This is a genomic window from Oscillatoria salina IIICB1 (assembly GCF_020144665.1).
Classification (GTDB): Bacteria; Cyanobacteriota; Cyanobacteriia; order Cyanobacteriales; family SIO1D9; genus IIICB1.
Genome location: NZ_JAAHBQ010000121.1, coordinates 1 through 14,889, shown reverse-complemented (window position 1 = coordinate 14,889; position 14,889 = coordinate 1). Strand labels below are relative to the sequence as shown.

Annotated in this window: 13 protein-coding genes and 1 pseudogene; 9 read left to right on the top strand and 5 right to left on the bottom strand. The window is 38.8% G+C overall.

The features are described from left to right. On the bottom strand, positions 1-188 hold a 188-nt coding region (locus G3T18_RS23940), incomplete at its 3' end, for a hypothetical protein (protein WP_224413109.1). A gap of 90 nt (positions 189-278) precedes the next feature. Continuing rightward, positions 279-1,875: pseudogene (locus tag G3T18_RS23935) on the bottom strand (IS1634 family transposase). 715 nt (positions 1,876-2,590) lie between these two features. Here G3T18_RS23935 and G3T18_RS23930 point away from each other — a divergent pair. The 9 genes from G3T18_RS23930 to G3T18_RS23890 all read left to right on the top strand — a co-directional run bounded on the left by G3T18_RS23930 (position 2,591) and on the right by G3T18_RS23890 (position 12,352). Then, positions 2,591-3,148, top strand: coding sequence for a TetR/AcrR family transcriptional regulator (locus tag G3T18_RS23930; protein WP_224413108.1), 558 nt, complete (start codon positions 2,591-2,593; stop codon positions 3,146-3,148). Between the two features lie 339 nt (positions 3,149-3,487). After that, a complete protein-coding gene (locus tag G3T18_RS23925) occupies positions 3,488-4,855 on the top strand; it encodes an MATE family efflux transporter (RefSeq protein ID WP_224413107.1) in 1,368 nt (455 codons plus the stop codon). Positions 4,856-5,173: 318 nt separating this feature from the next. Next, complete coding sequence (locus G3T18_RS23920) at positions 5,174-6,679, top strand: FAD-binding oxidoreductase (protein ID WP_224413106.1); 1,506 nt, start codon at positions 5,174-5,176, stop codon at positions 6,677-6,679. Positions 6,680-6,889: 210 nt separating this feature from the next. Next, on the top strand, positions 6,890-7,867 hold the full coding sequence (gene egtD, locus G3T18_RS23915; protein ID WP_224413105.1) for an L-histidine N(alpha)-methyltransferase: 978 nt from the start codon (positions 6,890-6,892) through the stop codon (positions 7,865-7,867). A 131-nt stretch (positions 7,868-7,998) separates the two neighbouring features. After that, positions 7,999-9,147: an FAD-dependent oxidoreductase gene (locus G3T18_RS23910; RefSeq protein WP_224413104.1), complete on the top strand. Its 1,149-nt coding sequence runs from the start codon at positions 7,999-8,001 to the stop codon at positions 9,145-9,147. A 168-nt stretch (positions 9,148-9,315) separates the two neighbouring features. After that, on the top strand, positions 9,316-9,567 hold the full coding sequence (locus tag G3T18_RS23905; RefSeq protein WP_224413103.1) for a tryptophan 7-halogenase: 252 nt from the start codon (positions 9,316-9,318) through the stop codon (positions 9,565-9,567). After that, on the top strand, positions 9,560-9,724 hold the full coding sequence (locus G3T18_RS23900; RefSeq protein ID WP_224413102.1) for a DMT family transporter: 165 nt from the start codon (positions 9,560-9,562) through the stop codon (positions 9,722-9,724). The genes G3T18_RS23905 and G3T18_RS23900 overlap by 8 nt, the downstream gene beginning before the upstream one ends. 113 nt (positions 9,725-9,837) lie before the next feature. After that, the gene (locus tag G3T18_RS23895) at positions 9,838-10,686 is read left to right on the top strand and encodes a class I SAM-dependent methyltransferase (protein ID WP_224413101.1); all 849 of its coding nucleotides are present in this window, start codon (positions 9,838-9,840) and stop codon (positions 10,684-10,686) included. Between the two features lie 67 nt (positions 10,687-10,753). Continuing rightward, entirely contained in the window at positions 10,754-12,352 is a 1,599-nt protein-coding gene (locus tag G3T18_RS23890; protein ID WP_224413100.1) for a tryptophan halogenase family protein, read from the top strand. A gap of 31 nt (positions 12,353-12,383) precedes the next feature. Here the strand turns inward: G3T18_RS23890 and G3T18_RS23885 are convergent, their stop codons facing one another. From G3T18_RS23885 to G3T18_RS23875, 3 genes are all read right to left on the bottom strand, one after another. Beyond that, positions 12,384-12,758, bottom strand: coding sequence for a ParB/RepB/Spo0J family partition protein (locus G3T18_RS23885; protein WP_224413099.1), 375 nt, complete (start codon positions 12,756-12,758; stop codon positions 12,384-12,386). Beyond that, positions 12,715-13,203 carry a ParA family protein gene (locus G3T18_RS23880; protein ID WP_224413098.1) on the bottom strand — a complete coding sequence of 163 codons (489 nt, stop codon included), beginning with the start codon at positions 13,201-13,203 and terminating at the stop codon, positions 12,715-12,717. The genes G3T18_RS23885 and G3T18_RS23880 overlap by 44 nt, the downstream gene beginning before the upstream one ends. A gap of 217 nt (positions 13,204-13,420) precedes the next feature. Further along, entirely contained in the window at positions 13,421-14,662 is a 1,242-nt protein-coding gene (locus G3T18_RS23875; protein ID WP_224413097.1) for a permease, read from the bottom strand. Between the last annotated feature and the right edge of the window lie 227 nt (positions 14,663-14,889).

Sequence of the window (14,889 nt, the reverse complement as noted above, 5' to 3'; positions counted from 1 at the left end):
CTAAATCCCACATTCCGCACGACAAAATGTCTTACGTTGTGTGTCAACCCACATTCCGCACGACAAAATGTCTTACGTTGTGTGTCAAGCATGACCTTCACCTGAGCCAGAAGCGATCGCGGTATTCGGCGATCGCGAGCGCCTAAATTTCGGAAAAAGTTGTCTAGTTGATGAGCCAAAACGACCATTCTAGCAGCAAAATTCCCACAGAAAGTGCCTTGGTAGTATCGAACTACCTCCGAATAACGAATAAATTTTGATTAGAAAAGAAATCCTGATTAAGACAGTAGATAATAGCGTTGACAAGCTGGTGGAAAAAACTTCAACAAGAATAAACGCTCTTCCGTCAAATTAGAAACCTCAACCGTTGGGGAAACAACTAACAAATGAATTGACTGAAAACATTGGAAAATCCAACGTAAAGTCGGACGGTTAGTCGGACGACCTAATTGATTAGAAACCGTCGCTTGGCGGCGTTGTAAACATTGACGTAATTGCCGTTGACCCAGAGTATAAACCAACAGACATAATCCCATAATTAATCCTAAAGATTCAATCCGCCATCGGAGATTTCAAGAAAACACTATCTGTCAAAAACATTGGGTCTTTAAGAAAACGGAATCCTCTCTCAACGCCTTGTTGTCCTTTATATTTAGATAGCATTTCTTCTGCACTTAAGACTTCCTCATCAAGGAGATTCGTAGCAATAATAAATCGTCCGGCTGCCGAACGAATTGGTTTCAGCTTTTCTTCACATAAACTGACAGTCCCTCGGACTTGATACTCAGTTTTTTGAGTCAAATCTGACGTTTTTTTAGAGGGAATTACTTCAACTTCAATATTTGTCAACTGATGATATTTAGATTTTTTCAATAATTTTTGTGACGCTTTTTTAGCATCAGGAATACAAGCAAAAGTTTGACGGCTTAATTGTCGGACTTTCTGCTCGGCTTCCTGGGCTTCTTTGACCAGATTTTTGGCGATTTTCTTGAAGTCAGATTCGCGACGCTTCTCGCTTTCAACTACTAACCATCTTTGCGGAATTCCGCCATAGGTTTTCTCTAGTTCTTTATAGCGATATCCCTTGAAATGACTGGGTTGAAGTTCTTCAGCCGTGATTTCTTCAATCAGTTTCTTGGCTAGTTTAATTGTAACTGGAACGCGACTGAGCCAAGAAATGCTTTGACTTAATTGAAGATTTTCTTGGCTGTAAAATGCGCTATCTACCACGATAAGACTGTCCCATTTTAATTGGGATTTGTATTCCCTCATGAGCCGAGAAAATTCTTTGGTGTCTGAGTCATTTCCATTGCCAATTTCCACCCATAATGGCACATCTCCATCATGGCTACAAATCAAATTCATCATGAATTGTTTTAAATCTGGTCGATTATCCTTGGAATAGCCATAGGTGATTTTTACAACCTGAGGCTCTTCTTCTTGGAATTGGGATGATTCGGTTTGATCTTGTCCAGTTACTTGAAATGAACTCGAATCTAAGTGGACTATTCCTACTTCTATAAGATATTTTTTGACGGCTGACAGCACAATTGAGATAAAGACTTGATTTAATCCAGTTTGATACAGTTCATCTAATACTCTTCCCAAGCGGTCGTCATTCAAATATTCTGGCTTAATTCCTTTTCCCAATAAATGTTCTGTGGCTTTTCCTTGAAAAAAACGACTAAATAAATATAATGGTGATGACACTAATCCTAATCCATTCAAAATCATTCCTTTGACTGCTTGACCTGTATTAATTTTCTCGGTTTTATGAGTGGGAATGAGTTCATTGATTTTTTCAACGATACCAACTTCATCAATGATTCCCGCTACCAGACCTAAGTGGTCTAAGTTACTGACTTCAATGGACATAGATTAGCTGCCATGTTATCTTAATCTGCTGTTTTAATTTTGACACCTCTTCGCAGATTTTTCTTGTCTTCTTGACTAAGTATTTCTACTTAGCCCGACTTGACACACAACGCACTACATTTTGTCGTGCGGAATGTGGGTTCTATCTCTCTTCTGTCACTCTAGGCATATGTATCTATAAATCTGACTGTGGGAGCGGGATTTCTCGGCTTAACCATACACGCCATCAGGGGTTGAGAGGTTTAGCCTTGATTTTACCTCTCCCTGAGTGACAGAAGAGAGATATCATTATTTTATAAACTTATTTCTATATTTGGACGTATTGACAAAATGCACTTATTTTTAACTTGTTACCAATGACAGTCAATTCACGATCGCATTCCTGGACTAAGGAACTGAACCAGCCGTTCCACTGCATTTTGCACGTCTTCTGGATGGGTGTAGAGCATCTGCCTCTCGAAGCGTTATTGGAACTACACCGTTGCAACTTCGCAGCCTCAAGCCCCTGTTCAAAAAACTACAGATTTATCTTGACATCCGACCAACCAGACGTTACATTGTTATCATCCGACCAACCAGACGGTTTTAGGTTTCGAGTTAGGGTTGGGAACGTGTTGAAGTGGGAGCTTTATGGAGGCAAGTATGGCAACATAGCAGAACAAAACCTTTTTCTGGTCTCACTTCCCTGTAGTTTGAAGATCTAGGTTTAAATCTCATGGCGAAACGCTCACGCTCAAAGTCTATTCAATCAAGGGAACTGCTTGCGGCTGCCAATCAAGTTGTCGTGAGCCAAGGAGTTGAGGCACTTACACTGAATGCTGTTGCTAACGCAGCAGGCGTGAGTAAGGGCGGGCTATTGCATCATTTCCCCAACAAGGAGGCTTTAATTGCCGCAATGATTCAGCAGGCGTTAGATAAGTTTGTTGAAACATTAAATGATGAACTCGCACGAGAGCCAGCCCCCGATACGCCAGGTCATTGGGTAAGAGCTTATATTCGAGCCTCGGCACTGGACGATCAGGAAAATTACGAGCTTCACTTTAACTTGCTAGCTGCAAATTTTACGAATCCTGAATTGCTCAAGCCAATGCGGGATTTCTGGGAAAATTGTCACAACAAAATCGTTTCTAGTGGACTCGATCCAAAAGTCGCGACGATGATCCGACTGGCGATGGACGGTTTATGGTTAACCAATTTGCATGGGTTTGCACCCTTGCAGGAGCCGTTGCGATCGCAAGTCATCGAAACCGCTCTAACGCTGGCACAACCCTGATCCATTCAGTCAGCTTTTTCGTCTTCGCTAATCACTCTTTTAGTTGATTTGCCAGATTTGTCTTGCAAATTCTCTGAAGTTTCACAGTTTTAGCAAGCTGTGTAAGTAGTACTTTGTATGTACCATTTTGTAATCTTTTGGACACTGACTCATTCGTTCACTCTGCTCAAATTCAGCGATTGAATTTGCAGTAGCAGTTTTCTTGTGTTCATGGCTTTGTCTTTGGAGCCTCGAAACGCTTTATTGAACGTCCATACAAACAGAGAATTAATCCGAGCGAAATTTGTTGCCCAATTAATTCACTCTAGCATTTTCACTCTAGCATTTGAGTTTAGTGTTATGACATATATTCCAAATCGATCGAGCTTTCAAGCAGAAGCTCAGGAGTTCCTGAAGTTAGCCATTCCCCTAGCGGCTGCCCAGGTTGCTCAGGCTGGAACTGGCTTCGTGGATACCGTAATGATGGGCCGGTTGGGACAAGACGTGCTTGCAGCAGGTGGATTAGCCACCATTATCTTCATGGCATTCATGATGACTGGCATAGGGCTAATCTCTGGGGTCAGTCCACTGGTTGCGGAAGCTTATGGAGCCGGACAAGCTCAACGGATTGGGAGATTAACTCGCCAGGGCTTATGGATTGCGCTGCTGCTATCCATTCCAGGGATACTCATCATTGCTCATCTGGATGGCTTGATGCGTCAATTTGGACAAGCTGAAACGACGGTTACGCTTGCAGATACCTACTTAAATGTGATGACATGGGGGTTATTTCCGGCGATCGCGTTCGCCACCCTGCGAGGCTGCATTATCTCACTGTCACAAGCCCGTCCGATCATGTTCATTGTGCTAGGTGCAACGCTGTTTAATGCGGTTGGTAACTATGTTCTGGCTTTTGGAAAGCTGGGGTTTCCCGAAATGGGGATTGCGGGTTTAGCCGTAGCGAGTATTGGTGCTCACTGGATTATGTTTTTGTCGCTACTGGCTTATATGCTTTGGCACAAACCACTGCGCCAGTATTCGCTATTCCAAACGCTGCATCGCCTAGAGCCGAAAATTGTTCAGCAACTCCTTTGGGTGGGTGTGCCAATCGGTATTGCTGCGGTACTGGAGTACGGATTATATACAGTAGTTAGCTTTTTTATGGGGGCACTTGGAACACCTTTCCTGGCAGCGAATCAGGTGGTGCAGCAAACCGTGATTGTTCTCTTCATGGTTTCCTTGGCGATGTCTTTTGTGGCAACCGTTCGGGTCGGGCAGTGGTTTGGACAGCGGGATGGAAAGCAGATTCAAAAAGCGGCACAGGTCGGTATTGGATTAGTAGTATTGTTCATGCTGGTTGGTGGAATCGTGCTATTTACGCTACCTAATCAAATCATCGGGCTATATCTCGATGTCAATAATCCAGCCAATGCAGATGCTTTGAATATTAGTATTTCACTGATGAGGATCGCTGCCTTCGGATTAATCATTGATGGCATACAGCGAACAGCAAATGGCGTTCTACAAGGTTTGCAGGATACTCGAATTCCAATGCTGTTGGGAACAGCGGCTTATTGGGGAATTGGTTTGACAACGAGTTATCTGCTGGGATTTCACACGCCCCTAGCTGGAACGGGAGTTTGGATTGGAACCTATGTCGGATTAGCAGCAGCAGTGATCGCGTATTTGCTGAGATTTCGGACAGTGATGTCGAAGCAAGCCTGGTAGAAATCGATGGCATTCAGTTGATTTGAGTGCTTTGCTCTGGTTCCACGTTTGACTCAATTGGCTGCTAAAGGCGTTCGTTTGAAGTTCTACTCGCACAGGCATTATTGGAGAGCGATTTTTTTCGGGGGAGATAACGTTCTTATAACACCCTATTTGCCCTTAAAAAAGGGGAAATTCAATAACTCTCAATATTGTCCAATTTAAGCCAATTACTTCTCTGGAGTGGCGCTTTAGAGAAGCATAAAAGATAGAAAATACAGAAAAACTATAAATGCAACTATATTGCATTTATTCCCTAAGTTATTTGAGGAGCCAATCATGAAAGACTACCAACAAGCAATTCAAGAATGGCAATATAAAATTGGCAGTACTAAAGTTGAAAGTTCTATAGAGCAAAGAGAAAAGTACAAGCAAAACATTACAGAATATCAAGATGAGCCTCCAGTAGCTATATTGAAGCCTACAAGTAGAAACGATGTCCAAGCAATTGTGGCAGTTGCAAACAAATATCATATACCTCTTTATGTTGTAAGTACTGGAAAAAATTGGGGTATCGGATCAAAACTACCCGTAAAAAGTGGATGCGTTTTAGTAATTCTTAGTGAAATGAATAATATAATAGAAGTCAATGAAAAGTATCGCTATGCAATTATTGAGCCAGGAGTTACTCAAAAACAATTATCTGATTATTTACTGAAGAATACAAATTTAATGTTCCCCTCTACTGGGTCTGCTGAAAACACTAGTATTGTAGGAAATGCCTTAGATAGAGGTAGCGTTTTCTTTAATCATCGCTATGATTTTCTGACTGGATTAGAGGTATTATTAGGTAATGGAAAAATAGTAAGAACAGGCTTTTGGCATTACTTTGATTCTCATGAAACAAGAAAACCCATCTTTTTCCATCCTCCTGGTGTAGGCCCCGATATCAAAGGCATATTTACACAATCGAATTTAGGAATTGTCACTGCTATGGTAGTACGTCTTAAACCTCGTACACCAGGCACTATTGTATATGCAGAATTTAAAGAAGATAACTTTGTAGCCTTCACAAATACTTTTATCGACCTAAAAGAAAGTAACATAGTACCTAATTGGTTGATGGTTACTAATAAAAATGACCCAAGAACCACTGTTGCTAATCAATTCAACTATACAGGGGATTGGTCAGCAATATTCAGTTTTTCTGGAACAGAAAAACTGAGAAATTTGTGTCAACAAGAAGTTGAAAAACGAATTTCAAAATTCTGCGATAATTTATTATTTTTGAACAGCAGTGAAATAGAACAAAACCCAGCACATAGATATTATTCAATATTACAAATGCTGTATAACGGCATCCCATCTAATTACAGTATTGAAACAATGGGAGAAATGAATAAGTTCGATTTTAAAAATTCAGAATATGAAGTGGATTTTTGTAAGAAAATATCTGGTTTTAAAGCTGTTACACCGGCAATACCTTTTGAAGCTATGGCGATGAAAGAGGTAATAGATTTAGTAAATAAAGTCTCTGAAGAATTTCAGGTAACACCTTTTCATAATTTCGTAAGTATAGGAGAAATGGCTATTGAAGGACTATTCAGAGTATATTTTGACCGTAAAAAAGAAGAAGAAATAACAAAGGCACATCAATGGACTGAGCAGTTAGATAAGGAGTTGGAAAAAATAGGTATTTATCCATATCGTATGAGCATTAAAGAAATGAATCACTTTAGCAATCGTCCGAAAGATACTTACTGGGAAACGATTGGAGTTATTAAAAAACAATTAGATCCTAATAATATTATTTCTCCTGGAAAGTATTGCTTAGAGGACATCTAAAAATTCAATAAAGCAATGTAACCATACGATGTCATAGAAAAAAAAGTCTTTTTCTATGATAGCATTGAGATACTGATGAACCGAGCTAAGGCTAAGTTAACTGTATAAAAGTAAGAACTAATCAAATATACAGTTAATTCTTACTTATAATCATTAATAGATGGGTTTTGAACAGTCTTCTTTTCAGCCAATAAATTTGAGTAAATAATTATGCTTCATAATCTTGAACTGAATGTTTCTGAACCTCAAATGCATAATAATCTTGAGAAAATTCTCTTAGGATTGCAACAGCCAGAAAAAAGATTTGATACTGAGTTTACCTATGATGAGAATGGCTCACAAATATACGCTCAAATCTGCAAATTACCTGAGTATTATCCTGCTCGGCAAGAAATGGCTATTTTGGAGCAATACATTGATGAGATTGTCTCTTTGGTAGGAGAAAATTGTCTGTTAATTGAGTATGGTAGCGGTAGTAGCGAGAAAACTTGTATTTTACTAGATCGTCTACCACAAATATCTGGTTATATACCAATTGATATATCAAAAAAGTATTTAATAGATTCAGCCAGTAAAATTGCAGCAAATTATCCCAATCTAGAAGTACTACCAGTTTGTGCTAATTATCACGATTATTTTGAGCTACCCTTGCCCACAAAATTAGTTAAGAGTCGTTTAGCTTTTATCTCAGGAATAACTATTGGTAATGAGCATCAACCACAATTGATAACTCTCTTAAATAAAATCAAACAAACTTGCAGTGATAATGGAGCTATGCTTGTCAGCGTTGATTTGAAAAAAGACCTAGAAGTTTTGAATGCAGCCTACAATGACTCTGCTGGTCTGAGTGAAGCCATAGCTTTAAATTTTTTACGGCGGATGAATCGAGAATTTAATGCTGATTTTAAGATTAATCAGTTTCAGTATAAAGGTATTTACAATGAGCAATTAGGGCGCATAGAAATGAAATTAGTTAGCCTTGATAAACAAACGGTTCATGTTGGCAACCATTGTCTTGAGTTTAAAGTAGGTGAACCCATTTCCCTTGCCTATTCCTATAAATATACTTTAAATGAGTTTGCTAATCTAGCTGCTCAAGCAGGCTGGGAAGTTAAACAAGTTTGGACAGACGCTGAGGAGCTATTTAGTATCCAATATTTAACTGTTGCTTCCAGTGTATACACTTGATTATCTGTTTACAGGAGACAGTAAATTCTCATTGGAAAAGTTGCTTATTTCCAAATCATCTAGTCTAAAACTAGAATGAATATTTTTGATTTGATTTTCTTTACTTAACAGCAATTCACTACTAAAAACTCGTGAAAGAATTTTCAGTTATTGTTGTAGGAACTGGTATCTTCGGGCTTTCATCGACCTACAATCTATTACGACGAGAGGTAGGCTCATTAGCTCTCATTGAACAGTTCTCTTTTGGTCACGATCGCGGAAGCTCTCATGGTGATACCCGTATGGCGAGAGCGGTATATCTGAATACCGACTATAGTTCGCTTTATCATACTGCACTAAATGAAGACTGGAAACATTTAGAGGAGAAAAGTGGCGAACAATTGTTTTATCCATGCCCTATTTGTCTTTACAGTTCCCCAGCAGATTTAATTAATGATTATGCAGAATCTGTAATAGATAGAGTCGAAGGTATATCGAGTGTTTCTGTGGAATCAGCACGAGAACGCTTTACCCAAATTATCATACCTGACGAAGCAACAGTATTAATAGAAGACACTTCGGGGGTGCTTGCTGCTGGAAGCACTATTGAATTACTCAAAGAATTCTGTCTATCATATGGAGCTGATCTTTTTGAAAACACAAAAGTTTTGAAAGTTGAAATTGGATCTGATAAAGTTATTGTTGAAACAGATGAGGAAACTTTTGCTGCTCGATATTTGGTTTTAGCTTTAGGAGCTTGGACATCACTCTTACTACCTTATACAAAACCAATACTCAAGGTTATACCGCAAACAGTAGGTTATTTTAAACCCTCTAACTCTCAACATCAGTATTCCTATGAGAACTTTCCTATCTGGATCAGATTACAGCTCAAAAACAACATACAAGATTGTTACTATGGTTTACCCCCAATAAAAGGGAACTTGATGAAAGTATGTCATGAAGTTGTAGAAGCCCCTACTAGTTATGACCCCAGAACACCTTATGATATCAAGTCAAGTTCCTTAGAAGACCTACAAAATCTTGTTCAATCAAATATCCAAAATATTGATTGGGAATTAGATTATGGTGAACCTTGTTTTTATACTTTAACCAATAGTGGAAATTTCGTAGTTGACTTTAGCCCTGAAAGCGATCGCGCAATTGTGGTTGGTGGTGGTTCAGGACACGCTTTCAAGTTTAGTCCATTGATAGGTCGCGCAGTCGCTAATATGTTGCTAGATGGCAACTCTGGTATCCCTGCTTTTGAAAAAATGCGTCATCTGTTCAAACTAGCTTAAAAACAATAATGACCAAATTCAAATCCTTTTATCCATTTGGATAATCTGGCCTATTCAATATCGCTGGAGAGTCACACAATCGGCCTATTCCTCTTTGAAAGTAATCCATAATTTACTTAACTTTGAGCTTTAACTGAACCGTATGGAGCCTAAAAGGAGCAAACAAAAATGACAATCACACAATCGGCATCAAATGCACCTATTAGAAAGGTTTTAATTGTAAGAGGAGAAACAGCAGGCTGGAGCACAGCTACTTATCTTAATAAAGCGTTTGATCCTCAAGTGAAAGTAACAGTTGTAGAAACTAAGGTTGTTCCCCGTATAGGAGTTGGAGAAGCTACTATTCCCAATCTGCAAAGTATTTTTTGGAACTTCTTAGGAGTTTCAAAAAAATTGGCAACTACAATAAATTATGAATAATCAATTAGGAGTTAACTCAATGTCCTGGTTTTTTCTATTTTTAGCAATTGCTTGTGAAATTTTTGGCACAACTTCTCTAAAGTTGGCAAATGGCTTTTCAAAACAAATTTACTTAATAGGTGCAGTTGTTGGCTATCTCCTAGCAATTAGCTTCTAGTTAGCTCTAAGTGATATTTTCATTTCATAATTTGAGCATAAATTAAATTATTGCAATATCAATGAACGCTTGGGATGTCTGTGTACTACCTCATAATATTTAGGAGAACCTTTGTGACTTACACTACTGAATTGGAAACAAAACTTTATGAAGCCTATGATGTAGGCTATCAAGTTTTTCTCCAAAACTGGCTGATAAATCGCCAAGTTGCTCTCGATTTGATCGCAAAATATTTCCAGCCACGACCTCCACAAGTAGCAGTGTTAAGTGTAGGGGCTGGTCCGGGTGATTTTGATGTTCAGGTAATACGTTTTCTTCAGCAACAGTTACCAAAGGATTTCACTCTGCGCTATTTAGCTGTTGAACCGAACCCTTTACACCGTCAACGATACGAACAAAAAATTAACACTTCAGAGTTCTCTGACGTTGAATTAAAGGTTTATCCAATAAACGTCCAAGAGTTTCAGACAGATGAAAAGTTCGATATCATTCATTATACCCACTGCTTGTATCATATGCCTAATGATGAGAAGCAAATTATACGTCAAGGGTTGGAAATGCTTAAGGAAGATGGTTTCTTAGTTATTACTCTTGATACCAGAGAAGCAGTAATGTTTGAGACTATCTTTAAGTATGCTGCTCTCACAGGACAGGGTTTTGCTGATATGCTCCAAATGGAGCAAATGCAAACAATTGTTGAAGAACTTGGATTGTTGTATGAATTAGTAAATTATCCAGAGTATATGGATGTCCATCTGTGCTTTGAACAGGCTTCTCCTGGTAGCAAAGCTTTATTGGATTTCTTTTGTCAGGCTGATTCTGGCATACTTACCCCCCAACAGCGCGAAGAAATTTTAGGTCTGTTAGCCTCTAAGGTAAATCAACAAGATGGACGTGAACTTGTGTCTCTACCTTCGGCAACAATGATTATTCCTAAACAAATCGTTAATAATCCTGATTAAGGATTTGGAAGAAAGGCTGTTGCTGTCGTTGTTTAGTTTAAATCTTGATTTAAAAAGGATTGTATATATGTCAAACTGTTTACAAAATGTTGTAATTCTTGGTGGTGGTTCAGCTGGCTGGATGACAGCAGCTTACTTAAGTAAAGCTCTAGATAAAAATGTCCATATTACTCTAATTGAGTCATCTGATATCACAAAAATTGGAGTTGGAGAAGCAACTTTTAGTACTATCAAGCTATTCTTTGATTTTCTTGGTTTACAAGAACACGAATGGATGCCAAAATACAATGCTAGTTACAAGATGGCAATTAAGTTTGTTAATTGGAATGCACAATGCAGACACTTTTACCATCCTTTCCAAAGATATGAAACAGTTGAAGGTTTCGATATTGCAGAATGGTGGCTGAAAATGAAGCGCGGTCAAGAACCGTTCGATTATTCTTGCTTTTTAATTCCATTACTATGTGATCATCAACGTTCTCCTAGATATTATGACGGCACTGTTTTTGATGATAAGGTTCAAAATTTATTCTCTGATAAGGTTCCTTCAAAGAAAAATGTTTTGGCAGACCTGAAGGAGCAATATCCTTATGCTTATCATTTTGATGCTAATCTAATGGCAAGATTTTTAAAAGACTATTCAAAGCAAAGAGGCGTGAAGCAGATTGTTGATGACGTTGTTGACGTTGAGTTAACAGAGAATGGCAGCATCAATAGCTTGATAACTAAAGAGCATGGCAATATTAGTGGAGACTTATTTATAGACTGTACTGGTTTTCGTGGTTTGTTGATTAACAAAGTTTTGAATGAACCATTCATTTCTTTCTCCGAGTCTTTACTATGTGATCGTGCGATCGCTATGCAAGTGCCAACTGATATCAAAAACGAGGGCATTAACCCGTATACAACAGCCACCGCTTTGAGTTCTGGCTGGGTTTGGAACATTCCTCTGTATGGCAGAATTGGTACAGGGTATGTTTATTGCAGTCAATTTCTTACACAAGAACAAGCAGAACAAGAATTTCGCCAGCACTTAGGATCACATGCACAAAATTGCAAAGCATCGCATATTAAAATTCGGGTGGGACGAAACCGCAATTCATGGGTAAAGAATTGTGTTGCAATTGGTCTATCGAGTGGATTTGTAGAACCATTGGAATCAACAGGCATATTCTTCATTCAACATGGTATTGAAGAGTTGATCAACCACTTTCCCAGCAAAACCTTTAATGAGGAACTAATTAAAAGCTATAACAAAGCTGTTTCTGAGTGCATAGATGGCGTTCGTAACTTCTTAACAATACATTATTATGCAAGCGACAGAGCAGATACGCCATTCTGGAAAGCAACTAAGCACGAAATTCTTATTCCAGAAGAATTACGCGAGAAATTGCGGCTGTGGAAAACTCGATTACCAAATAACAAAAACATCAATCCAAATTATCATGGCTTCGAGTCATACTCTTATTCTGTAATGCTGCTTGGACTCAATTATGTGCCTTTAGAAAGTTTACCAGCTTTGGATCATATTGATGAACGAAAGGCTATCCAGGCATTTCAACATATTCGCGAAAGAGCTAATTACCTCAAAACTACTTTGCCATCACAATATGACTACTTAACTAATGTCATTAAATCTCAACAACAATCACAGTATCTCAATTAGGGACTTCCAAACAATAAATTGTCCCAAAGAATTAATCTTTGGGCAGTGAATCAATAATAAGGTGGCCGCCGAGAGGTAGAGTCGAGGGGAGTGTTGCCACTCTGACAGGTGTAGGTTTTTGACTAAGAGACCAATCCCCAGCAATCGCTTCCGACAATAATCTCTCTCGTTGTGCTTCATCTTTTACACGAGCGATCGCTCTAGCTTTAGTATATTCCAGTTGCCCTTTTTGTAATGCCTCTAATATCTGGTCGGGTAATTTCAGCAAGGGTAAGCGGTTTTGCACGAAGGAACGCCATCCCATCAGCCCTAATGAAGCGAATGTTTCTTCAATAACCTCGATTTCTTGCTTAGGGATAACGTTATCCCTTGTCCCTTGATAATTCTTTTCTAATCGATTTTTCATCAACGGCTGGATGTTTAGCCTGATATTGCGCCAAGGGAACTCTTTCTTCAGCCGCGTCAGCTAGTGCGGTACTCCGGGGTATCGGAGGCAAAACTGAACCAAAGAGTGCCATTTGTTCGTTAATTGCTTTTAATGCCCGTGAATCCTGAGAGTTTACTTTAGCATAGAGTGTGGGTAAAAATCCGGCAACCGTAAGATTTTTATTAGCTTTTCTTTTAACTCGGACAATCGTGTTCAATAAAAGTTCAGTACCTTTAAAAGCTTTGAAACTGGTATGAATAGGGACAAGAACATGAGTTGAAGCGACCAAGGAGATATAAGACAATAATCCTAACGAAGGTTGAATTAAACACAAAATTCTTTTTTTTGTCAGCACGCGCTGGTAACAGTGACCTTGCTTAGATAGTGACAGTACAAGTGTATCTTCTGGAGCCAGTAAGTTCATTTGTACTTATAGAAAATGTGGATTCACAGCCAAGATTTCCGGCTTCCGATGCGATCGCATGGTTAAACTTAACCAGTAATTAAATTAAAAGATTAAATTCCCGTATACTAGCTTACGGAAACAAGGTTTTCCGAAAATAAAGATGTGTTGAGCCAACTCGTTATCTACTCTGGTAAAATCTAGCGCGATCGCTACGCCGACCTTGGGATAAGCATTTCTACTGAAAGAAGGAAATAACTACACCACCAGTTAACCAAACAAACGAAGCGATCGCTAACCAAAATAATACCTTCTCCACGATGCTTTGATTGCCACTACCTTGATGATGGTGTTGATCTTTGCCATTTTGCTGTTTTTTTCTCCCAAAATTCAACCAAGTTAATATCCCTGTAATTACTAAAAAGACCAGATTGAGCCAAAAAGTATAATCAATAGCAAAGCGTTGAGTTTCTGTCGGACCACTTCCTGGATTTTGGGGTAAAATTCCTAGCAAAGAAAAACCGTAGTGCATAACTAAAGTTGTCGCCACCAATGCTGCAAAAAATACAGCTACAATATAAAATGCTATTTTCCAGCCATAATATTTAGCATTAATACGAATTACAGGAAACACGACCAAATCGCTAAAAATAAATGCCATAACTCCGGCAAAACTAACCCCATTACTAAACAAAACTGCGGCGAGGGGAATATTTCCCATCGAACCGATAAATGTAAAAAATGCTGCCACCGGACCGATTACGGAATTTTCTAACAAAGCTAAGAAACTAGGATTTTCGCTACCCGTACCCAAGAACAAAAACTGGAAAAATGCACGCGGGACAAAAGCCGCAATAATACCGGCAATTGTAAAACCGACTGTCACATCTTTCCAGACCATTTTCCATTCCATAAAGTATTTTTTGGCAACTTCTCGCCATCCTTCTTTAGTTTGGATTTTTTCTTTCCAGTCAGAGCCATTTTCGCCCTCATTGTTATCTTCACCTTCATTTTCCCGCAACCGCCGCCTTGCTTTTCTAATTGATTGTGTCGGGCGCGTGAATTTAACAATTAGCCATGTAAAAACAATCAGTAAAAAACCACCGAGATATTCCCCAACAACAAATTGCCAACCGAGAAAGATAGCGATAATAAAACCTAGTTCAATTACTAAATTTGTCGATGCCAACAAAAATGCCAATGCCGGGACAAAACCAGCCCCTTTTTTAAATAAAGCTTTAGTTGTTGCTAAAGCGGCAAAGCTACAAGAACTAGAAATAAAGCCGAAAAAAGTACCAAGTAAAACACTACCTTTGCCTGCTTTTCCCATCGTTTTTTGCATTCGTTCGCGAGTAACAAAAACTTGGATAGCGCTACTGATAATATAACCGAGAACAAACGCCCATAAGGCTTTCCAAAAAAAGCCAAGTGAAGTTAGGGCTGCTTCACTATAAGTTTGCCCAAAATTTGCAAAGTTCATGTTTTGACCTAAAGATTTTTTTGATGATTTTTGCTGTATGCAGGATAAATGCTTGGTTACAATTTTTGCGTCTACCCGATGAAGGAATAAAGATCTCTTACTAAAGTTTTAATTGAATTTCATCCTGATTTCATTTTTAGATGAAATGATTTTTGCTTAAGCTTAGTTCCAGTCAATAGATATTTTGGCTAGTTGAGTTCGAGCGATCGCTGTTTTTGCTCTCAGAT